Source organism: Propionivibrio soli (assembly GCF_025770765.1).
In the GTDB taxonomy this organism is placed as follows: Bacteria; Pseudomonadota; Gammaproteobacteria; order Burkholderiales; family Rhodocyclaceae; genus Propionivibrio; species Propionivibrio soli.
In genome coordinates, this window is sequence record NZ_JANZKY010000011.1 from 169,206 (window position 1) to 189,000 (window position 19,795).

The window sequence follows — 19,795 nt, forward strand, 5'->3', positions numbered from 1 at the left end:
TCATGGGTTCAATGAAGGAAATATTCAACAGCCTCCTGCTCAAGGAACTGTTCAAGGGGATGTCAGTGACCGGGCGGTATATGTTCGCTCGCAAAATCACTGTTCAGTATCCCGAGGAAAAGACTCCGCAAAGTTTCCGCTTCCGCGGCCTTCACGCCCTGCGGCGTTATCCCAACGGAGAAGAGCGCTGTATCGCGTGCAAGCTCTGCGAGGCGGTGTGTCCGGCGATGGCGATTTATATCGAGTCAGCCGAGCGTGAAGATGGTTCACGGCGTACCACGCGTTACGACATCGACCTGAACAAGTGCATCTTCTGCGGATTCTGCGAAGAAGCCTGTCCGGTGGATGCCGTCGTTGAAACTCGCGTCCTCGAGTACCACGGAGAGAAACGCGGCGACCTCTATTTCACCAAGCCTATGTTGCTAGCGAACGGTGATCGTTATGAGGCCGAAATCGCGGCAGACCGCGAGCTTGATTCGAAGTACCGCTAACAGGCGCCGATACAATGGAATTCAAGACCTTCGTTTTTTACTTTGTTTCCGCGATCCTTGTCTACGCGAGTTTGCGCGTTGTCACCTTGCGTAACCCGGTGCACGCGGCCCTACACTTGGTCCTGGCCTTTTTTAGCGCCAGCGGTATCTGGGTTTTGTTGCAGGCAGAGTTCTTGGCCATCGCGCTTGTCCTGGTTTATGTAGGCGCGGTCATGGTGCTCTTCTTGTTTGTTGTCATGATGCTGGACATCAATCTTGATCGCTTGCGCGAAGGCTTTTGGACGTATCTCCCTCTTGGGTCGATCGTTGCTCTGCTTATGGTGGCCGAGATGGGGCTCTTCATCTACGGCAGTTTCTACGGTCTTCTTGAAAGCGCCGTTCCGCAGGCGGATCGGGGTTACAGCAATGTACAGGCCGTCGGGCGCTTGTTATTTACCGAGTACGTTTATCCGTTCGAGCTCGCGTCGATCATCCTGCTCGTCGGTATCGTCGCGGCGACAGCTCTTACGTTACGCGGTAAACGGCGCAGCAAGTCGGTTAGCCCGGGCGAGCAAGTATTCATCAAGGCGGCAGACCGCGTTCGTGTCCTGCATATGCCGGCTGAGCGCCCCGACTGACTTGGGGTTGGCTCAATAGCGGCTGAATCGAGAGTTCGAGAATAAGTTGCGGTGAAGGGGTCTAGTCACCGCTTGCAGAAGGAATCAGGGAGGCACCTTGCTCACAACACTGTCACTGTCCCATTTTCTGATATTAGGCGCGATCCTATTTGCAATCGGGATCGTCGGCGTGTTCCTGAATCGGAAAAACCTGATCATCATCCTGATGTCGATCGAGCTGATATTGCTTGCGGTGAACATGAATTTCATCGCGTTCTCGCATTACATGCAGGACCTCGCGGGGCAACTGTTCGTCTTCTTTATCCTGACAGTTGCTGCGGCCGAATCGGCTATCGGCCTCGCCATTCTCGTCGTGCTGTTCCGCAACCTCAAAACCATCCACGTTGATGATCTGGACAGCCTGAAGGGTTGAACATGGAAATGCAAAAACTCTATCTGCTCGTCCCCCTCGCTCCGCTTCTTGGCGCCGCGATTGCCGGTCTTTTCTGCCGGATCATTCCGCGTTGGGTGGCACATACGGCGACTATCGCCGGCGTCGCCATTGCCTTTGTCGCTTCGCTGGTCATTTTCCGTGACGTCGCTGCCGGAAATACATTCAATGGTCCGGTTTACCAATGGCTGACGTCAGGCGACTACAAGTTCGAAGTAGGATTCCTGATCGATCAGCTAACGGTGACCATGATGATGGTGGTCACGTTCGTATCCTTGATGGTGCATATCTACACTATCGGCTATATGCACGACGATCCGGGATATAACCGGTTCTTCAGCTACATTGCCCTGTTTACGTTTTCGATGTTGATGCTCGTGATGAGCAACAACTTCATGCAATTGTTCTTCGGGTGGGAGGCCGTCGGTCTGGTTTCGTACTTACTGATCGGCTTCTGGTATACGCGTCCGACTGCAATCTTCGCGAATATGAAAGCCTTCCTGGTGAACCGGGTCGGCGACTTTGGCTTCGTTCTTGGGATCGGGCTTGTACTTGCGCACTTCGGATCGCTCGATTACAAGACGGTGTTTGCGCAGGCGCCGTCACTAGCCGAAGCGACGATCACGCTGTATGGTGGGGCAGGTTGGGGAACCGTGTCCCTGATGAGCGCGACATGCATCCTGCTGTTCATTGGCGCTATGGGTAAGTCGGCACAGGTTCCGTTGCATGTCTGGCTTCCAGATTCGATGGAAGGCCCGACCCCGATCTCGGCGCTGATCCACGCGGCCACGATGGTGACGGCTGGTATCTTCATGGTGGCGAGGATGTCGCCGCTGTTCGAGCTTTCCGATACGGCGCTTTCCTTCGTGATCATCATCGGAGCCATCACGGCCCTGTTCATGGGTCTGCTCGGCATTATCCAGAACGACATCAAGCGGGTAGTGGCGTATTCGACGCTGTCGCAGCTCGGCTACATGACCGTTGCTCTCGGCGCATCCGCCTATTCCGTCGCCATCTTTCATTTGATGACGCATGCGTTCTTCAAGGCGTTGCTGTTCCTCGGCGCCGGTTCGGTGATCATCGGGATGCACCACGACCAAGATATCCGGAACATGGGCGGGTTGCGCAAGTACATGCCAGTGACTTGGCTGACATCGTTGATTGGGTCACTCGCCCTGATCGGGACGCCTTTCTTTTCGGGGTTCTATTCGAAGGACTCGATCATCGAAGCGGTTTCGGTGTCACATATTGCGGGGTCGGGATTCGCGTATTTTTCGGTGATGGCAGGGGTTTTCATTACCGCCTTCTATTCGTTCCGGATGTACTTCCTGGTGTTCCACGGAGAAGAGCGTTTCGGGCTCGCGCACCACGGGCATGAGGCCGCATCGCATGGCAAGGTGGAGGATGCGCATGCCGACGCACACGATGGCGACCACGATGACGAAGAGGTCGCGCCCGACCATCATCACGGCTTGGCCCCGGGCCAGAAGCCACACGAGACTCCGTGGGTCGTGACGCTTCCGCTCGTGCTCTTGGCTATCCCGTCGGTGGTGATCGGCTACTTTGCTATCGAACCGATGCTGTTCGGCGACTTCTTCAAGGGTGCGATCCTCATCAACCATGAAGCCCACCCGGGAATGGAGGAGCTGGCTCAAGAATTCCATGGCGCGTTCGCTATGGCGGCGCACGCGTTTGGTTCTCCTGTCTTCTGGTTGGCGATTGGGGGCGTGGTCGTTTCGTGGTTCTTTTACCTGAAACGCCCCGATATCCCGGCGGCGATCAAGGCGGCTTGCGGTCCGATCTATACCGTGCTCGAAAACAAGTATTACTTCGACAAATTCAACGAACTCGTGGTGGCCGGTGGTGCACGCTTGCTTGGCAAGGGCCTCTGGCGAGGGGGAGACGCGGGGGTAATCGACGGGCTTTTCGTGGGCGGAGCCGTCCGCGTTGTGAACGGCGTGGCAGTGATTGCCCGATTGTTCCAGTCCGGACATATCTACCATTACGCTTTCACGATGATCTTCGGAGTTTGCGCATTGCTTTCTTTCTGGCTCCTGCGCGCCTGAACTGAATAAAGACTGGGAACAATATGTCAGGTATGCCGCTTCTTTCACTTGCCATCTGGGTTCCGATCGGCTTCGGTGCTCTGGTGTTAGCAACTGGATCTGATCGTAATGCGCCACTCGCCCGCATGCTGGCCTTGCTTGGCGCAGTCGCCGGGTTGGTCGTGACGATTCCGCTATACACGAACTTCGATCTGGCGACGCCGGCAATGCAATTCGTCGAGCTAAAGAACTGGATTCCTCGATTTAATATCAATTACCACCTCGGGGTTGACGGTATCTCGATGCTGTTCGTCATCCTGAACAGCTTCATCACGATTATCGTCGTGCTCGCCGGATGGCAGGTGATCGGGAGTAAGGTAGCCCAATACAACGCGGCGTTCCTGATTATGTCGGGCCTGATGAACGGCATTTTCGCGTCGCTCGACGGTATTCTGTTCTACGTCTTCTTTGAGGCGTCACTGATCCCGTTGTACCTGATTATCGGTGTGTGGGGTGGTCCGCGGCGTGTGTATGCGGCGTTCAAGTTCTTCTTGTTTACGCTGATGGGCTCCTTGCTGTTCATGATTTCACTGATCTACCTCTACGTGGAATCAGGAAGCTTTTCGATTCTCGACTGGCACCGTATGCCGCTCGGAATGGTTCAGCAGATGTGGATTTTCCTGGCGCTGCTGGTGGCCTTCGCTGTCAAGGTGCCGATGTGGCCGGTCCATACGTGGTTGCCGGACGCACACGTGGAGGCACCGACCGGCGGCTCTATAGTCCTTGCCGCTATCGCCCTGAAACTTGGCGCGTACGGATTTCTGCGATTCTCGTTACCGATTGCTCCGGATGCGTCGCAACAGCTCTCAGGATTCATCGTCGCTCTTTCGCTCATTGCCGTCGTTTACATCGGTTTCGTCGCTCTAGTTCAAGCCGACATGAAGAAGTTGGTTGCTTATTCATCGATTGCGCACATGGGGTTCGTGACGCTCGGATTCTTCATGTTCGGTGGGATTGGTAAAGAAGGCAGTCTGGGAGTCGGAAGCACGCTGGGGATGGAAGGGGCGATCGTGCAAATGATCTCCCATGGCTTCGTCGCGGCTGCGATGTTCTTCTGCATCGGTGTGATGTACGACCGAGTGCATTCGCGCCTCATTGCGGATTACGGTGGCGTTGTTAATACGATGCCTAAGTTCGCCGCCTTCTTCATGTTGTTCGCGATGGCGAATGCCGGTTTACCTGCAACCTCCGGGTTCGTCGGCGAATTCATGGTGATTCTGGCCGCAGTCAAGTTCAATTTTTGGGTTGCTGTGGCTGCCGCGACGACGATGATTCTTGGTGCCGCATATACGCTTTGGATGTACAAACGTGTCGTGTTCGGAGCGGTTGGGAACCACCACGTGGCTGAACTCACAGACATCAATGCGCGGGAGTTCTTCATTCTCGTCCTGCTGGCACTCGGTGCTCTAGGTATGGGCCTCTATCCCCAACCGTTTACTGAAGTCATGCACAGTTCAGTGAACGAACTGCTGCGCCACGTTGCCGTAAGCAAGATCCTATAACTGGTATCCGCTATGACGCTTGCTGATTTGCAATTCCTACCGCCCGACCTGCGCTTGGCCAGCGCGGAAATCTTTGTTGCAGCAATGGCCTGTTTGATCATGTTGGCGGACTTGTTCGTGAGGGACAAGAAGCGCACGGCGACCTTCGTGCTTACGCAACTGACGCTTCTTGGGGCGATAGTCGTCACGTTCTATACGAGTTCGGGGAACGTTCTCTATACGTTCAGCAACATGTACGTCGGTGACTTGATGGGCGACATGTTGAAACTGGCGCTCTACCTGACTGTCATCGTCATCCTCTTCTATTCGCGGGGTTACATCAACGATCGGCCGCAGATGGCCCGCGGCGAGTTCTACACGCTGACGCTTTTTGCAACGCTGGGCATGATGGTGATGGTTTCCGCCAATCACTTTCTTACCGTTTTCATCGGCATCGAATTACTTTCGCTGTCGTTGTATGCGCTGGTAGCGATTAACCGCGATTCAGTCGCGGCGACCGAAGCTGCGATGAAGTATTTCGTTCTCGGTTCTTTGGCATCCGGTCTTCTCCTGTATGGGATGTCGATGATCTATGGCGCAACCGGATCGCTGGAGATTTCTGGCATCGCGGAGAGGACTTTCTCCGGGCAATTCAGCCGCACCGCTTTTGTCTTTGGGTTGGTGTTCCTAGTTGCGGGCATTGCTTTCAAACTCGGTGTTGTTCCGTTTCATATGTGGATCCCCGACGTTTATCACGGGGCGCCGACGGCGGTGACGCTGTTCATTGCCAGTGCGCCGAAGATCGCTGCGTTCGCGATTGTCATTCGTGTTCTCGTCAACGGCATGCTGATCGCCTTCCAGGACTGGCAGGCCATGTTGTTGGTGCTTTCGGTTCTGTCAATGGCCGTCGGGAATTTCGCGGCGATTGCGCAAACTAACTTGAAGCGGATGCTGGCTTACTCGGCCATCTCTCACATGGGCTTCATGTTGCTTGGTATGGTGAGCGGCGTCGTCGGTGGTGATCCGGGTTATGCCCTCAGCGCATACAGCTCGGCCATGTTTTACGTGGTGACTTATGTGCTGACGACTGCTGGCACGTTCGGCATCATCATGTTGTTGGCCAGAGTGGGGTTCGAGGCAGACGAGATCAGCGACTTTGCGGGACTCAACAAGCGTAGTCCCTGGTTCGCCGGGATGATGATGATGATGATGTTCTCGCTGGCGGGGATTCCTTTTTTCGTCGGATTCTTCGCTAAGTTCTCGGTGATACAAGCGGTGGTGGCAGCCGGCAATATCTGGTTGGCGATTGCCGCCGTGTTTTTCTCGCTCGTCGGCGCGTATTACTATCTCCGCGTGGTGAAAGTGATGTATTTCGATGCGCCTTCAAGCACGGAGCGCATTGAAGCGACGATGGACGTGAAGGTATTGATGTCGGCCAATGGCTTGGCCGTGGCTTTGCTCGGGATTTTCCCGAATGCATTAATGACATTCTGCATGTTCGGCCTTTCAAGGTCGATCGGGTTATAGAATCCCGAGAGAAGGCATACGGCGCCCCGCCTTGGCGGGGCGTTTTTCATTGGAGAACGGTATGGGCAGCAAGTCGTCAGAACTTCATCCGCATCTGCACGAGACTCAGATCGAGGGAAGCCAAATCTATAAAGGGAAGTTGCTCGACGTTCGCCGGGACCGAGTTCGCTTGCCGGATGGCCAGGAGGGTACCCGCGAGTACATCGTCCACCAGGGCGCGGTCGTCGTCATTCCAATTACCGACGCCGGCAAGCTGATGCTGGTCAGGCAGTTCCGGTATCCTTTGGGGGAGGTTTTCGTTGAGTTTCCCGCTGGCAAGATTGATCCGGGCGAAGACATACTGACGACCGGCCAGCGCGAGTTCTTGGAGGAAACCGGGCACGTGGCGAACGAGTGGCGCTACCTGGGCGTCATGCATCCTTGTGTCGGCTATTCGAACGAACGGATTGAGATATTTCTTGCACGCGACATCGAGCATAAGTCGGAACAGCAGCTAGACCATGGCGAGTTCGTCGATGTTCTGGAAATGGAACTCGATGAGGCGATTGCAGCGGTTCGTGCCGGTGAAATCACGGATAGCAAAACGATCACCGGGCTGATGTGGGCGGAGAAGGTCTTACGCTCCGACTGGTAACGCCGATTCCGTCCGGGCCGTGGCGTACGCGATCAAGTCCCGGGTCGAAACCGGGCGGCTGAGCAGGAACCCCTGCAGATAGTCGCAACCGCTGGAGGCAAGGAAATCCGCTTGGGCTTCCGTCTCGACGCCCTCGGCAATTACCGCGATACCGAGCGCTTTGGACATCTGAATCACGGCTGTTACGATCGCGGCGTTTTCGGTATCCGCCGGCAGGTGTTGAATGAATTGGCGGTCGATCTTCAGAGTGCTGACATCGAACCGCTTAAGATAGCCGAGGGACGAATAGCCGCTGCCGAAGTCGTCGATGGCAAGCGTGAAACCCGCTTGGCGGAGGGCATTCAGGACTTGGGAGCCGCTCTCGTTCATCAAAGTGCTCTCGGTCAGCTCGAACTGAAAGCGCTCCTCGCGTTCACCATGCTGTTCGATGGTCTGGCGTATCTGCTCGACCACAATATTTCCGCGCGTCAATTCGCGTGGCGAGACGTTGACGGCGACCTTTGGAATGTCGAGGCCTTGAGCTCGCATTTCGGCCAAATCGGTACAGATCCTGTTCAACAGCCATTGCCCCAGGTCGACAATCAGGCCGGATTTCTCGGCCACTGGGATGAACTCCCCTGGGCTGACGATTGTGCCGTTGGCCATGGTCCAGCGCATCAGAGCTTCGACACCAACCAACTCCCGCGTCTTGGCGCTGAGCTGTGGCTGGTACGCTACCCAGAGTTCGTCATTGCGGTCCTGAAGCGCTTTGCGCAAACCACCCTCGAGCTCAAGTTCGCTCCGGACCTTGCGATTGATGTCCTCCGAGAAGAACTGGTATCTATTCTTGCCGTGCGATTTGGCGACATACATTGCCATATCGGACCAGCGTAACAAGGTGTCCGGATCCTCGCCATCGTTGGGCATCATGGCGAGGCCGATACTGAGGCCGACGTGGCTCGGAATGGGTTCAGTCGGAAACGGCTCCCTCATCGCCGAGATCATATGCGCGGCGACCTTGGCGGCATTCTCCGGTCCCCCCACGCCGTAAAGAATGGCGGCGAATTCATCGCCACCAACCCGGGCAATCATGTCGGCCGAGCGTATGGAGTGCCGCAGTCGTTCCGCAATCATTTGCAAGACTTCGTCACCCGCCTGATGGCCGCAGAGATCATTGACCTTCTTGAAATCGTCGACGTCAATGAAGAGGAGGGCGCCGCATTTCCCCTCTCGTTTCACGCGACCGACGGCCGATTCCAGTTCGTGTTCGAAGAAACGCCGATTGGGAAGCCCGGTAACTCGGTCGTACAACGCCATTTGATGCAGTTGGCCCTCGGTATGGGCCATCCTTTTCCGCAGTCCTGCTGTGAAATGGCTGGTTATCAGAAGGGCAAGGGCGCCGATGAGGATAACGCCCACGGCGTACTCGATCATATGGCGATACAGTGATCGGTTGGTCACATGTAGGAGCAGGGTGCCTACCGGTGTCCCGTCCTGAATTACTTCCTGGCTGATCGTCTTTGAGAGAAACCGTTCCCACCCTGTCCCATAAGCGGTGGTCGGGTCGTAGGCGCTAATGTGCCTTGGGAATACGCCTCGCACGTCACCTTGCGATACGAGCAGGGTACCGTCGGCTCGGTACAATGCCGCGTTCAGGATGCGCGGTGTCATCTCGATTGCGGAGAGGATTTCTCGAGCCGCTTTTTCATCGTTGAATACAAGCGCCGCAGAACTGTTGGCCCCGATGATCGACGCTTCCGTGTGCAGTTCTTCGAGCAGCTGACGGCGACCGGAAACAAATTGGTAAGCCATCAGCAGAACAAAGGCGACGAGCAACGCGATGCCGGCGGTGAGCAGGGTCGCTTTCCTGGAATGCTGAGGGTTTGTGGCGATGTCCATAGTTACTCGATCACTTGCCGCGCCAGACGCAGCGCCTTCGAGCTTACGCGCAGTCCCGCCTTCTGTGTTGGGCGAAGGTCAATGTCGAAGACGATCCGCTCGGAAACGAGTTCGAGGTTGATCATGATCCCTCGCTCAAGGTATTCAGGCGAATCACCTGTCAGCAATACGGCTTTGGGCCGTGCTTCGCCGACCGTCTTGGCGAGGGCAGCACCGTCAGCGGGCGAAAAATAGTAGGCGTGACAGGCGGATAGGTTTTCGACATTCGTCTGCGTGACCCTGAGTGTTTTCCCTTTGATTGTTTTTCCATCCAGTCGGGCAAGCGCCGAGGCGACAGGGCTGCTACTTGAATAGCAGACCCGGAGAAGATCGGACCGAAGTGCGCTTTCCGAAGGCCATTCAACGAAAAGAAGCATGTTCGCAATAATCGCCGCTTTCAACTCGGGCTCGGATGCTTGCGGCGATGTCTGCGCGGTCGCCTGCCCGACCCATAACAGCACGCAGGCAAGTACCGCGCCGGCGTGCCGAAATAGGTAAGGGAGAACGCGCATATGTTAGAGGCCGAGTGTCCAACGCACGTGGAACTGGCGGCCGTCCTGCTCGATCGCATGCTGAATGAGACTCGCCGTCGCCGGGTCGTGGTAGTGCTTATCGCCTAGGTTATTGACGACCAAGCTGATTTGCCCGAGTCTCGCATCCGTCCGTGTGGACACGGCAAGATTCGCGATGCCGTAACCCGGCACCGGTCCATTGACGCCCTTACGCGAAGAGACCCCGAGCATTTCCCCCGAGGCGGTCCAGCCGCCCCAGAGCGGAATACCGAAGATCAGTTTCCCCATCCGCTGGGGCGAATCCACGAGCCCGGTGCCGTCTTCGACGCGACTGCGCTGCCAAGCAACGCTGCCCCGGAGACGCAAGCCGGAAGCCCAGTGATTTTCTGCATCAAGTTCAACGCCGCGCGATCGGATCATCGCTTGGTTCGTATACGTTGAAACGCCGGAAGCATCCGTTGTCTGATCGATGAGGTGCTGGATCCGGCTGGAATAGAGGCTCAGTCCTACGCGCCCGTTCTGCCCGAACCGGTAAGCGCTGGCAAGTTCGGCCGTGCTTACACGCTCCGGTGAAAGGTTCGGATTTGCAGCCTGAGTAACGTTTTGATCGTTGTAAAAGCGTTCGTAGGCATTCGGGACACGGAATGCTCGGCCGCCCATCGCCTTCAAGGTCAAGCGGTTCGTCGCTTGCCAGATCAGCGCTACACGTGGCGACGTCTCCGGCTCAAAGTCTTTCGTTCGATCGTGCCTGAGGCCAATATTGAGTCGCCAATCCGGCTGGAATTGCCACTCGTCCTGAACGAACGCGCTGATCGTCCGAGAAGGGTCGTTGGTGTTGAGGATCGACGTGTAAGGCGCAACTTCAAAGTAACGCTGTTCCAGTTGCCAATTCCACTGCGAGTCGACGCCAAACATCAGTTTGTGTTTAGGAATTGCGGTATATGCCAGATGGAACTCTCCCCCGTACCACCGGGCGACAGCGCGGTCGCGAGTGTTACTCAGCGGGGTGTAGTTATAGTTACCATCGTAACGGTATCCGCCAGTGAACAAGCGATAGGATGGTTGCCATCCACGCTCGGTGTCACCGTCGTAGCGCAGTTCGAGCAGGCGATACTCGTCGCGCGCCCAGGTACCCGATTCGCCGAAGGTCGTCTCGTAAGGTGCGGTTGGCAGGTCTTTTTTTCGAGAGCTGAAGTTGCCGGTTAAGCGCCAATTTCCGAACCGCAGCTTGGCATAGGCTTTTTCGTAGTGTTCGCCATCGAGCCCTCGGGCATGGCCGTCAGTCACGCCATTGTCGTATTCCGGAAAATACAGATCAGCACCTTCCGCTTTGTATGCCGATACACCGAGGAACCACTCGCGGTCTCCATCGAGCCGTTCACCGGCTACCACTCCTGCCCGCTTGCTGCCGAACGATCCTGCGTCCAACGTGACGCGGGCTCCGTTGATGTCGCCGCCGTCCAGCATGATCGTGTTCACCGTGCCGAAGAGCGCGTTCGACCCGTACACGGCAGACGCCGGACCGGACACGAATTCCAGCCGCTTGACCCAGTCGATCTCTATCGGCGATTCGTTACCGAACAATGCTTGATCGAAGAGAGGGTCATTACGCCGCGCTCCATCGGTCAGCAACAGCAAGCGTGACCCATAGTCGCCGGGACGATTCAAACCTCGTACACCGAGATAGGTGTACGTCCTGTCGTTGCTTGAATATACACCCGGTACCGTTACCAGCGCCTCGGCAAGGTTGCGGTATCCCCGTTGGCGCAGTTCCTCTTCACCGATCACCGTCACCGTCGCCGGCGCTTCGGTTGTCGATTGCTCGAACCGCGAGGCGCTGACCACGGTAACCTGGAGCAACTCTTCCAGACCGAGGTCAGCCAGACTTTCCGAGCTGGCGGCCGGCGTAGCGAAAGATACGGCCGGCAGAAGTGCCGCAACAAAGCTGGCGATCTTACGTACCTGCATCCTCGGTTGTTGTTGATTTCGCGGTTTGAGGCGGGGCAATCGGCACATATCCTGTCCTCCCTGACGCGGCTTGGCTCGTGAGTTGAGGGCAGTGGGGGCGCATGTCATCGACACGCCACAATCGCGGCGCGACCTAAAGAACACCGAAGGTTCGATACGTGCAATTTATGGACGATCTCAGTTCCACCCGCATCCAAATCGCTTTTCTCGTTTTTTGCGCGAATTTGGCACGGCCCCTACCCGAATATGTTCATTATACAGCCGCCAATTCCTTCGCTTACGGCTAGCCAAGCAGTGGAAACGCTTGGTGTCACGGCGAGTGCGATCGATTCTGCCTTGGGAGCTCATGCTTCGTTTGAGGCTTGAAGGCGGGGGCGCCAATGGGGCGGTACGAGGGAGCGACAGCTGCCTCGCGTACGGATAACGCTTACCGCCTCGCTCCTTCCCGTCGAACTCAGCGGTGTCCGAGCAAGGTGAAACAGACGTCGTCAGCGTGCTTCGATGGGGGTGATGTGTTTAGCCACGCCGAATAACCGAGTTGTAGGGGGATTTGCTTGGCCTTTTCATAACCAAGTACTGGATGGGGAATGGCGTCTTTCCGGAGGATGAGTTTCAGGTCGCAATCAAGTGTCAGCCCAACGCAGAATTGCGCGAGTTGTCGCAAAGCGTTCAGACCAGGCTGCCCCGGCAGAAACCGAGCGAACTCCTCTCGAGAGAGAGGTCCGAGTTCGATGCGCATTTTTGTCTGACGATCCCACAAACGCTCTCCGATGAAAGCCGTTTGTCCCAGCCTACAAGGCCGCCCGTCGAGCGCGCTTTGCTCAGTGACGGGAAGGGGCACCCAATGGCCGACAAACGACCGAATCGTTGCCTCGATACCGAAGTACCCGCGAATTAATGCCGCGATGTTTACCGGCGGAATCGGTCTTTGCGTTAGCAAGCCAGCGTAGTGAATCAGGAATCGATCAGGAATGCCGCCGCCGAGCGATTCGAGGCGCCGTTGCAGATTGGCCAATCCCACGCCGATCAAATCGAGGATGTTGCGCGAGAATCGATCGTTCTGACTCGCTTCGTAGGGCAGGTAGAAGCGGTGCTTCCGCCATGCCTGGTAGAAAAGCGCAACGGCCCGATGAGTGAACATATCGAGAAATCGATGCGCCGTAACGTCGCGGAACTGGTTGCGCCGATCGATCAGCATTTCCGTGTACGGGCGGGGCAGGACGCCGGACGGACCGGTCATTCCCATGAATCCCAAAGTCATATTAAGGCTGCGTGGACCACTTTCCCCCTCCAGCGCATGCGGAGCGTCTTGAGACGTGGTTTCGTTGGGCGGGGCGTCAGGGAAGGGCGGCGCTTCCCGATTGGGCTGTGTGCGGGTTGCCGGACCATCTTGCCGCGCCCTAACTTCGACGATTTCGCTGGCCAGAAATGACAGTGTTAGAGGTGAGCCGAATCGCAGTTGCGCCGGGACGCCAGGTTCTTTCTCACGTGTTCCTTGAGTGAGCGCGAGTAACCTGACCGCCTGGAAAAAGCGAAAGTGCGGTCCGTCCGCGCAGATTTCATCGATCAGATCACGAGCGCTTCGCCTGCCCGGGCTGGCCATCGGCCTATCTCCTGTTCTTGTTGCCTAGAACGCAAAGTCAGGCGCGTAAAGTTGTTCGGACCACAGTAAAGCGCGAAGAATCGTTCGAGAATGGCGCCGAAGAGCACCATGCCACTTCCGACGAACGCGTTCTCGTCCAGTGTGAGCGTGATGTCGATGCCTCGAACAAATCCGGAGAACTGCTTGCTCGTTACGAGCGTCGTGGCCGGTCGGCTGTCAACTGAGACAATGCCCTGAATCTGGCGTCTCGCCATCTGGGACTGTGTCGGGTTGTAGAGCGCAAGCATTTCCTGCAGGGCTTCTTTCCCGTCATTTACGATTGAGAGATGGTTTAGCGAGAGGTGGGAAATCAGGCGCCAGTGCAATCCTGGCTTAGCCGCTGCGCGAAGGCTTCGCGTTGGCTTGCGCAGGGGCCGCACGCGTTTTACGACCGAGAACTGCGGCAACGTGAAGTCCCCTTGGGTAGCGTTGTTGCTGCCACCGAAAGGGAGTTGTTCTGGAAGATCACGGTTGCTGCACAGCAAGTCGAGTGAGAGAACTTCAAGTTCAGGGCGCTGCGGTGTGAATTGAGTGTCGACGAAGGCGATTTCTACATCAGTACCTGCGTCGTTCTCTAGAACCGCGTCTTCGCGGGTGGTGTACCAGTAATAGCGTTGCTCACCGTCCGCATCGTGATGTTGAGTCGAATAGAAGGGAGGAATCGGACGAGAGGATTCATGCGAACCGTTCTTCTCCACGCACGTGACAGAGCGGACAGCGATCGTTTCATAGGCGCGTTGTCGCCGACCGTCGGCAACGACTGGATAGGTCGTCTTGTGGTGGCTGATTCGGATTGGCTCCGCGGCGTGGGCGAAGAGATTGATTGCAGGCGTGCAACCGAGTTTGAAGTTCGCCGCGTTTAGTGTCTGAGCTAATCGGTTATGTTGTTCGTCGTCAAGGTAGCGGCCTAGGAATATCTGAATCGAAAACTGATCCCCGGAGAAGACGGTGGTGTGCCGTCCGAGACCAACCAGATCGACAAACATGAACTTGTCGGGAAACGCGAAATACTCGGTGAGCAAGCGGTAGCCGAGGAACGATCGGTTGTCATACTCGAGGAGTCCTTCGTCGTTCGCGAATCCAACAGCCTGGACGTGGCTGGCCGGGATGAGCCCCGAATGGGGCGTTGCTGGCCCGTCCTCCGATAAGCGCACCTGGACGGCATTCATGATCAGGAGTTCGTAGAGCAGGGCCATGAGGCCTGGGTCGCCGTCGAGGAATAACCGTAGCTGATCGAGCCCGAGCACCTTGAGTGGCAACGCTCCGTGAGTCTGTAATTCAAGCGTAATGGCGGCCGCGGCGCTCGGACAGAGCCGGCGCAGAAATTCGGAACCCTGCGTTAACTGGACCCGCGCTGACGTGATTGTCAGAGGCCAGAGTTCTACGTCGTAGACAGTGCGGAAATGGCACGGTATGCCGCCAACAGGTGGGGAGATGGCGGGGTGGTGGCGCGGGACAACCGTCTTTCCGGCAACCTCCGGTTTATCCGGATCAAGCTCCATCTGCAGTACGGTGCAGGAAGGTATCGGTTGCGTGAAGTGCGGATAGAGAACTTGCAGGAAAGCTTCGGTGATCTCTGGAAACTCGTCGTCGAGCTTGCGGTGGATACGTGCGGCGAGGAAGGCAAAACCTTCGATGATACGTTCGACGTGCGGGTCCTCGCTCTGTTCTCCGTCCAGTAGCAATCGTCGGGCAATCTTCGGATAGCGCTGAGCGAATTCTCCTGAGAGTTCGCGTACATACGTCAATTCCCGTTCGTAATAGGGAAGTAGTTCCTTGAGCATTCAGTTTTCCCTAACCTGGCAAGAATTCGAGGAAAGTTGAAGGCGAGCGTCGAAACTGACTGGAGGGCGAGTAGGAAGAACCTCGAGGAAGGCGTCGACCCGGAAGCGCAGCGTACGGTCCGTATCGGTTGGGGTATCGAGGCTGACTCGCACTGCACCAAGCCGGGGCTCATGCCGCTCCACGGTTTGGCGAATCTTGTCCCGCAGATAGGCTCGATCACTGGGATTGAGCAGGCTGAGACTCGAAAGATCCGTGATGCCGAAACCGATCATCGAGTTGCGGGCCTGCGGGAAGGTTTCCAACGTTTCTTCCGGGTCGACGCATCGGGTGTTCAGCAAGGCCTCAATGTCCCGAGCCACAGCCTGTTTCAACCGGCGCAGGTCGAACATCTGCTGGTTACGGCTTTCCACCGCTTCTTTCGGGTCGTCGTCGAGCAACCGGTCGAGGACCGAGGGCTGCACACGGATCCCGTGTAAGTCAGCGCGCATCGTTCTTCCTTCTGTGCATCAACTCGACGTCCGTCCCGCTTTTGTCGGTTGAACGTTGTCGTTCCCCGCAGGGAGCGGCGTCACGATTGGCGGGCGCGCCTGTTCCAATGTCAGTTGTTCGGACTCGCCGTGGAGCAACCACCGGAATGCGAAGAACAACAGGCTGGCCGTCAGTGCAAGGAGTGCAAAAAAGAGCCAGAGAGGTAACTCATTGCGCACGTACTGTTGAAAGCGTTGTGGAAGCTTCCAGTTCGGTGCGAACTCGGAACGCCCGCCGCGGGCATGAATGATCTCTTGGCCCAGGCGGCTTATCAGGTAGTCCAGTTTCTCGGAACCTTCGATCAGGTACTTGCCCTGAAACCCGAGCAACAGCATCGTGTAGAACACTTCGAGCGGTTCCACGTTTGCGACCGGGTCGAGACGCAGCTTCTCGAGCTTCTCAAAGAAATGCTCGCCAGCGAGATGGTCGCCGAAAAGGCGCAGTTGTAGCGGTGCGCGCTCCCATTCGGACCGGAGCGAAAAGTCGGACGACAAGATGATCTCATCCATGAGAGCACAGAAGGCGTATTTCGCCTCGCTAATCGCTGCTTGTGATTTGTCGAGATTCCTCGCATTGGCGTCAAACTGGGTCAGGAATTGGTCTACGCGCCGGAGGTATTCCGCCAAAGAGTTCGGCGCGTTTCCATTGCGCAAGAGGAATAGCAGGTAGATACCGTCCTCCATGAGTTCGTGAAGACTCTTCGAGAACGAGCGTTGTTCAGAGGCTGTGGGAGCGCCGGCATCCCGAAGTGCAATGGAAGTCATGACCTAAGTCCTGTCAGTGAAATACGGCGAACAACTCCAGTTTGATCTGGAGCAAGGCTTGGGGAACGTAAATGCAGATGCTGCGGGACTTCTTCATGCGGTCGAAGATTTGCCCCTGAGGTTCAAGGACAAAGTAATGATTCCCGACCCTGACAGGGAGGGCGACAGGGGTCTGCGTCGCATGTACCAAGCGAACGCCGGGGAGGGCCGAGTTGAGTATTTTTTCCACATCGTCCGGAGAACCGGCCTTGAGCTTGAGCGGGACCGTCTCGAGTATCTGCGTCGTCGGAAGATCACTGGAAACCGAGAGGTAGTAGTCGACGTTCTCCACTAGTCGTTCGCTGTCCAGCCGCCCCACGAGGAACGAGGGCTTGGTGTTATCGAGCGGAATGATCGCGTATCGATCCGAGACCACCGTTTCCAGAAGTTCACGAATCATAGTGTCGAGTCGCCCGAAGACGTGAGTGAGGTCTTCGTGGTCGTACGCAGGAATCTCCTTCAGAGTCAGTTCCGAAGAAAACGTCATGAGTTCACCACATAGCTGGGCCATCAGTCCGTAGAGCGTCTCCGGATGCGTCGGCACCGAGGCGAAGTGCCGAAGCAATGGAAAACTTCGGTTGACGGTATGCAGGAGCCAGAACGACGCGATGTCCGATGTGCCGTACTCGACAATGCTCTTGACCTTTTCGCGGTGTCTTGCAGCGAGAGCCACGTTCTTGACGACCAGGATATCTAGAAGACGCCGTATGCTGGTTGCAAGGTAATGGTTTCCCCCGATTTCGACGAGAGGTGGAATGAAGCTCTCGACGACTTCCCAAGATCCGCTTGCGTTCTTCGCAAGACGCCCGATTGCCAGGCTGAGATGTCCGTCCCGATTCTCCTCCTCGACCATCAGTCGGACGTTCGGGTGCAAGGTCGTTACTTCCGCCTCTAAGGCTTCGGTGTAGAGATCGGCGCAATTTGTTCGCGCGGTCAGGTAGCGGGGGCGACGAGCCGTTGTGCCGTCGTTTTCAGCACAGTTTCCTCCGAACCCATTCAATACTGGCAGACACGCATACACCGTTGTTTCGGTTCCGATGTGACCGATGTCCGCGAGATTGCGCGAGGCGGGAAGCGGATTTGCGAAGGGGGCTGAAAAGTCGGTTCCGTCGCCGAAAACGATGTCCAGTGTATTGAGAAGCAAAGTCCCACCACGCAAGGCTTCAACGTCGAATGTCACATTTCGGACGCCCCAAGGATGAGCGTGAACCTGGCGAAGTCCTTGCGCAATCGTGGATTCGAAAAAGAGTGCTTGTTGCTGGAAGTGCTGCGGGCGAAGGAAAAGGCCTTCTCCCCACAGGATCCTGCCTGATGCCGTCATCTTGCTTATCTCGGAGCGTTGTAATAGCCCGGCTGGTTGCCGTAATAGTTCGGTTGGTTGTTGTAGTAGCCAGGCTGATTGTTATATCCGGGTTGATTGCCGTAATAGCCCGGTTGATTGTTGTAGTACCCCGGTGGCTGGCTGTTCCCGGGGCTCTGCTCGCCGACGGTGACGGAAGTCACACCACCACTTCCTATGCGAACGTTGGTTGGAGCGATCGGAGTTGCGGCATTCACATTTACTTCGGGCATGCCTTGCGGCAACCCCCCTGAAGAGGTATTGGCCCGGTTGGTGCCTGCGGGGTTAGCTCCGCGTTGCCCTGCTTGAACTGGTTGCGTGTTGGACATTCCGGGGCGGTAATTCTGAACTGGCGACGCCACCATGCCGGGTGTGCTGCATTCTCCGCGTGGTTGCGGAGACTGCCCGGGGAGAATGACCGGCTTCACAGAAGTGAGCATCACGTAGCAGTCTTGAACCTTGAACGCCAACTCCCCATTGCGCGTTCCGGACAAAGCCTGGACGTCTACCAACTGGCGCCAATGGTGCCGATCAGGGTTTCGGAAGAAACCGACGATGCCCACAAAGCGGGTTTCATCAAGCAATTTCTCTGTACTGGAGTAATTGCCTCCAGGGACAACGATCACGTCCGTCTTGTCGAGGAGTGCCGGACCGAGCAGTTCGGCGTCGGGGTAGCCCGCGGCAAGCGTATCGAAGGTTAGCTTCGAAAACTCGCGTGCGTCCTTTAACTGATAAATCCGGACCACCACGGACAGCGATTTTCCGCTGATATCCCTATTCAGGGTCGAGTCACCATCTCCTCGAATTGTGTACTGCTTGGGCGTTGAAGAACAGCCAAGCAACGAACTCACCAACAACACAGTGAATGGCAGTAGGAAACGGCTCATGGCGCCCACCCGAGTAGTACTTTGGTTATATGCAATAAGTCATAGCTAAATGATGACTTCAATTGATTAGCATCGATAAATGTAACAAGATGTGATGCATATTATCCAACAAGTTTTAGATTTGAGGTAGAATTTCGTCATTGTGTTGATTATGATCGTCTGAAATCTAATCACATCGTGTTGTTTATGAGACGGCGGATTATTCAGTAAGTCTTTGAAGCTACGGCTAGTTCGGCATAGCCACCAACGTCGCTGACGAGGATTTCTGGTGACGCGGCTTGAACCGTTCTTCAGGGTACGAACCCTGTGAGAACGTCTTACAAAAGGTGTCGGGGTAATGAGTGTTTTTATGCTCTGGGGTCTCTGGGGGGTGGTTTTTTGCCTTCTTCTGGTGCTGACATGGGTCGGATGGCGTTTCTTCGCCATTACGCCGGATCGAGCGCTTGAGCCTGCGCACATCGGGGCTTTAGTCGTTGCTCCGAAAAGATCGCCGTCTACTGGCCGATCTGTTGATCCTCGGTTTTCATGGAGACTTGGCGCGCAGGCCCTGGCGGTGTTCGGCACCGGCTGCCTCGTCGTCGGCGTCGTCTTCCTGTTTTCCGGGCAAATTGCGCCCGATCCGCTCTCCGTTCTGGCATGGCACCGCGAAGACCATATCCAGGCGGCTCTCAATCCCGAGCGACTAGTTCCCCCGCCCCCACTGCCTCCGTCCATTTTCGTCGGTAGTGAACGACCGGCATTGGAAACCGCGGATCGAGACTGGAACAAACTCGACCCACAGTTCATGCAAGCTCTGCTGCGCATGCTGTCGCGTCTCGAATCAAGAGGCTATTCCTTCGCTCTCCTTGAGGGCTACAGAAGCCCCGAGCGGCAGGAGAGGCTGGCCGATCTTGGCAGCAGCGTAACGAATGCCAGGGCGTTTCAGAGCAAGCACCAATATGGCCTTGCGGCGGACATCGCTCCGGTGAGGGATGGGCGGTTGGTTATTTCCGAACGCGACCCGTGGGCTATGGAAGCGTATACCGCGCTCGGCGTAGAAGCGGAGCGAGCCGGCCTGACGTGGGGAGGCCTGTGGTCGCTCAAGGATTATGGGCATGTCGAGATGGCTGGTGCAAGGAATTCGAAATGA

17 protein-coding genes are annotated in these 19,795 nt (G+C 56.4%); 8 read left to right on the forward strand and 9 right to left on the reverse strand.

All coding sequences use genetic code 11. The features are described 5' to 3' along the window. Positions 1-2 precede the first annotated feature (2 nt). The 7 genes from nuoI to NZ453_RS14395 all read left to right on the forward strand — a co-directional run bounded on the left by nuoI (position 3) and on the right by NZ453_RS14395 (position 7,285). A complete protein-coding gene (nuoI, locus tag NZ453_RS14365) occupies positions 3-491 on the forward strand; it encodes an NADH-quinone oxidoreductase subunit NuoI (protein ID WP_263771358.1) in 489 nt (162 codons plus the stop codon). Between the two features lie 14 nt (positions 492-505). Next, complete coding sequence (locus NZ453_RS14370; protein ID WP_263771360.1) at positions 506-1,108, forward strand: NADH-quinone oxidoreductase subunit J; 603 nt, start codon at positions 506-508, stop codon at positions 1,106-1,108. A 97-nt stretch (positions 1,109-1,205) separates the two neighbouring features. After that, a complete protein-coding gene (gene nuoK, locus NZ453_RS14375) occupies positions 1,206-1,520 on the forward strand; it encodes an NADH-quinone oxidoreductase subunit NuoK (protein WP_263771361.1) in 315 nt (104 codons plus the stop codon). Between the two features lie 2 nt (positions 1,521-1,522). Continuing rightward, positions 1,523-3,604, forward strand: a complete 2,082-nt coding sequence (gene nuoL, locus NZ453_RS14380) for an NADH-quinone oxidoreductase subunit L (RefSeq protein ID WP_263771362.1) — start codon at positions 1,523-1,525, stop codon at positions 3,602-3,604. Positions 3,605-3,627: 23 nt separating this feature from the next. Beyond that, positions 3,628-5,145 carry an NADH-quinone oxidoreductase subunit M gene (locus NZ453_RS14385; protein ID WP_263771363.1) on the forward strand — a complete coding sequence of 506 codons (1,518 nt, stop codon included), beginning with the start codon at positions 3,628-3,630 and terminating at the stop codon, positions 5,143-5,145. Positions 5,146-5,172: 27 nt separating this feature from the next. Then, positions 5,173-6,651: an NADH-quinone oxidoreductase subunit NuoN gene (gene nuoN / locus NZ453_RS14390; RefSeq protein WP_263771392.1), complete on the forward strand. Its 1,479-nt coding sequence runs from the start codon at positions 5,173-5,175 to the stop codon at positions 6,649-6,651. Between the two features lie 61 nt (positions 6,652-6,712). After that, positions 6,713-7,285, forward strand: a complete 573-nt coding sequence (locus NZ453_RS14395; protein WP_263771365.1) for an NUDIX domain-containing protein — start codon at positions 6,713-6,715, stop codon at positions 7,283-7,285. On the opposite strand, the gene NZ453_RS14400 is transcribed toward NZ453_RS14395, so the two are convergent. The 9 genes from NZ453_RS14400 to tssJ form a co-directional block, all read right to left on the reverse strand. After that, positions 7,268-9,163, reverse strand: a complete 1,896-nt coding sequence (locus tag NZ453_RS14400; protein WP_263771366.1) for a putative bifunctional diguanylate cyclase/phosphodiesterase — start codon at positions 9,161-9,163, stop codon at positions 7,268-7,270. The two genes, NZ453_RS14395 and NZ453_RS14400, sit on opposite strands and share 18 nt — an antisense overlap. A 2-nt stretch (positions 9,164-9,165) precedes the next feature. Continuing rightward, positions 9,166-9,714 (reverse strand): YfiR family protein, encoded by a 549-nt coding sequence (locus tag NZ453_RS14405; protein ID WP_263771367.1) that lies wholly within the window; start codon positions 9,712-9,714, stop codon positions 9,166-9,168. Positions 9,715-9,717: 3 nt separating this feature from the next. Beyond that, positions 9,718-11,682, reverse strand: a complete 1,965-nt coding sequence (locus NZ453_RS14410; RefSeq protein WP_263771368.1) for a TonB-dependent receptor plug domain-containing protein — start codon at positions 11,680-11,682, stop codon at positions 9,718-9,720. A 454-nt stretch (positions 11,683-12,136) separates the two neighbouring features. Further along, positions 12,137-13,285, reverse strand: a complete 1,149-nt coding sequence (gene tssG, locus NZ453_RS14415; RefSeq protein WP_263771369.1) for a type VI secretion system baseplate subunit TssG — start codon at positions 13,283-13,285, stop codon at positions 12,137-12,139. Further along, positions 13,249-15,108, reverse strand: coding sequence for a type VI secretion system baseplate subunit TssF (gene tssF / locus NZ453_RS14420; RefSeq protein ID WP_263771370.1), 1,860 nt, complete (start codon positions 15,106-15,108; stop codon positions 13,249-13,251). Before tssF ends, tssG begins: the two co-directional genes overlap by 37 nt. Further along, on the reverse strand, positions 15,109-15,597 hold the full coding sequence (tssE, locus tag NZ453_RS14425) for a type VI secretion system baseplate subunit TssE (RefSeq protein WP_263771371.1): 489 nt from the start codon (positions 15,595-15,597) through the stop codon (positions 15,109-15,111). An 18-nt stretch (positions 15,598-15,615) separates the two neighbouring features. After that, positions 15,616-16,401: a type IVB secretion system protein IcmH/DotU gene (icmH, locus tag NZ453_RS14430; RefSeq protein WP_263771372.1), complete on the reverse strand. Its 786-nt coding sequence runs from the start codon at positions 16,399-16,401 to the stop codon at positions 15,616-15,618. A gap of 13 nt (positions 16,402-16,414) precedes the next feature. Next, positions 16,415-17,761: a type VI secretion system baseplate subunit TssK gene (tssK, locus tag NZ453_RS14435; RefSeq protein WP_263771373.1), complete on the reverse strand. Its 1,347-nt coding sequence runs from the start codon at positions 17,759-17,761 to the stop codon at positions 16,415-16,417. A 5-nt stretch (positions 17,762-17,766) separates the two neighbouring features. Further along, a complete protein-coding gene (tssJ, locus tag NZ453_RS14440) occupies positions 17,767-18,666 on the reverse strand; it encodes a type VI secretion system lipoprotein TssJ (protein ID WP_263771374.1) in 900 nt (299 codons plus the stop codon). Positions 18,667-19,003: 337 nt separating this feature from the next. Between tssJ and NZ453_RS14445 the strand changes: the two genes are divergently transcribed. Beyond that, positions 19,004-19,795 carry a M15 family metallopeptidase gene (locus NZ453_RS14445; RefSeq protein ID WP_263771375.1) on the forward strand — a complete coding sequence of 264 codons (792 nt, stop codon included), beginning with the start codon at positions 19,004-19,006 and terminating at the stop codon, positions 19,793-19,795.

What these genes read in the sequence shown, in the direction of transcription:
- nuoI (WP_263771358.1), top strand. Translation starts at nt 3, where the DNA reads ATGGGTTCAATGAAGGAAATATTCAACAGCCTCCTGCTCAAGGAACTG.
- NZ453_RS14370 (WP_263771360.1), top strand. Translation starts at nt 506, where the DNA reads ATGGAATTCAAGACCTTCGTTTTTTACTTTGTTTCCGCGATCCTTGTC.
- nuoL (WP_263771362.1), top strand. Translation starts at nt 1,523, where the DNA reads ATGGAAATGCAAAAACTCTATCTGCTCGTCCCCCTCGCTCCGCTTCTT.
- NZ453_RS14385 (WP_263771363.1), top strand. Translation starts at nt 3,628, where the DNA reads ATGTCAGGTATGCCGCTTCTTTCACTTGCCATCTGGGTTCCGATCGGC.
- NZ453_RS14395 (WP_263771365.1), top strand. Translation starts at nt 6,713, where the DNA reads ATGGGCAGCAAGTCGTCAGAACTTCATCCGCATCTGCACGAGACTCAG.
- NZ453_RS14400 (WP_263771366.1), bottom strand. Translation starts at nt 9,163, where the DNA reads ATGGACATCGCCACAAACCCTCAGCATTCCAGGAAAGCGACCCTGCTC.
- NZ453_RS14405 (WP_263771367.1), bottom strand. Translation starts at nt 9,714, where the DNA reads ATGCGCGTTCTCCCTTACCTATTTCGGCACGCCGGCGCGGTACTTGCC.
- NZ453_RS14410 (WP_263771368.1), bottom strand. Translation starts at nt 11,682, where the DNA reads ATGCAGGTACGTAAGATCGCCAGCTTTGTTGCGGCACTTCTGCCGGCC.
- tssG (WP_263771369.1), bottom strand. Translation starts at nt 13,285, where the DNA reads ATGGCCAGCCCGGGCAGGCGAAGCGCTCGTGATCTGATCGATGAAATC.
- tssF (WP_263771370.1), bottom strand. Translation starts at nt 15,108, where the DNA reads ATGCTCAAGGAACTACTTCCCTATTACGAACGGGAATTGACGTATGTA.
- tssE (WP_263771371.1), bottom strand. Translation starts at nt 15,597, where the DNA reads ATGCGCGCTGACTTACACGGGATCCGTGTGCAGCCCTCGGTCCTCGAC.
- icmH (WP_263771372.1), bottom strand. Translation starts at nt 16,401, where the DNA reads ATGACTTCCATTGCACTTCGGGATGCCGGCGCTCCCACAGCCTCTGAA.
- tssK (WP_263771373.1), bottom strand. Translation starts at nt 17,761, where the DNA reads ATGACGGCATCAGGCAGGATCCTGTGGGGAGAAGGCCTTTTCCTTCGC.
- tssJ (WP_263771374.1), bottom strand. Translation starts at nt 18,666, where the DNA reads ATGAGCCGTTTCCTACTGCCATTCACTGTGTTGTTGGTGAGTTCGTTG.
- NZ453_RS14445 (WP_263771375.1), top strand. Translation starts at nt 19,004, where the DNA reads ATGAGTGTTTTTATGCTCTGGGGTCTCTGGGGGGTGGTTTTTTGCCTT.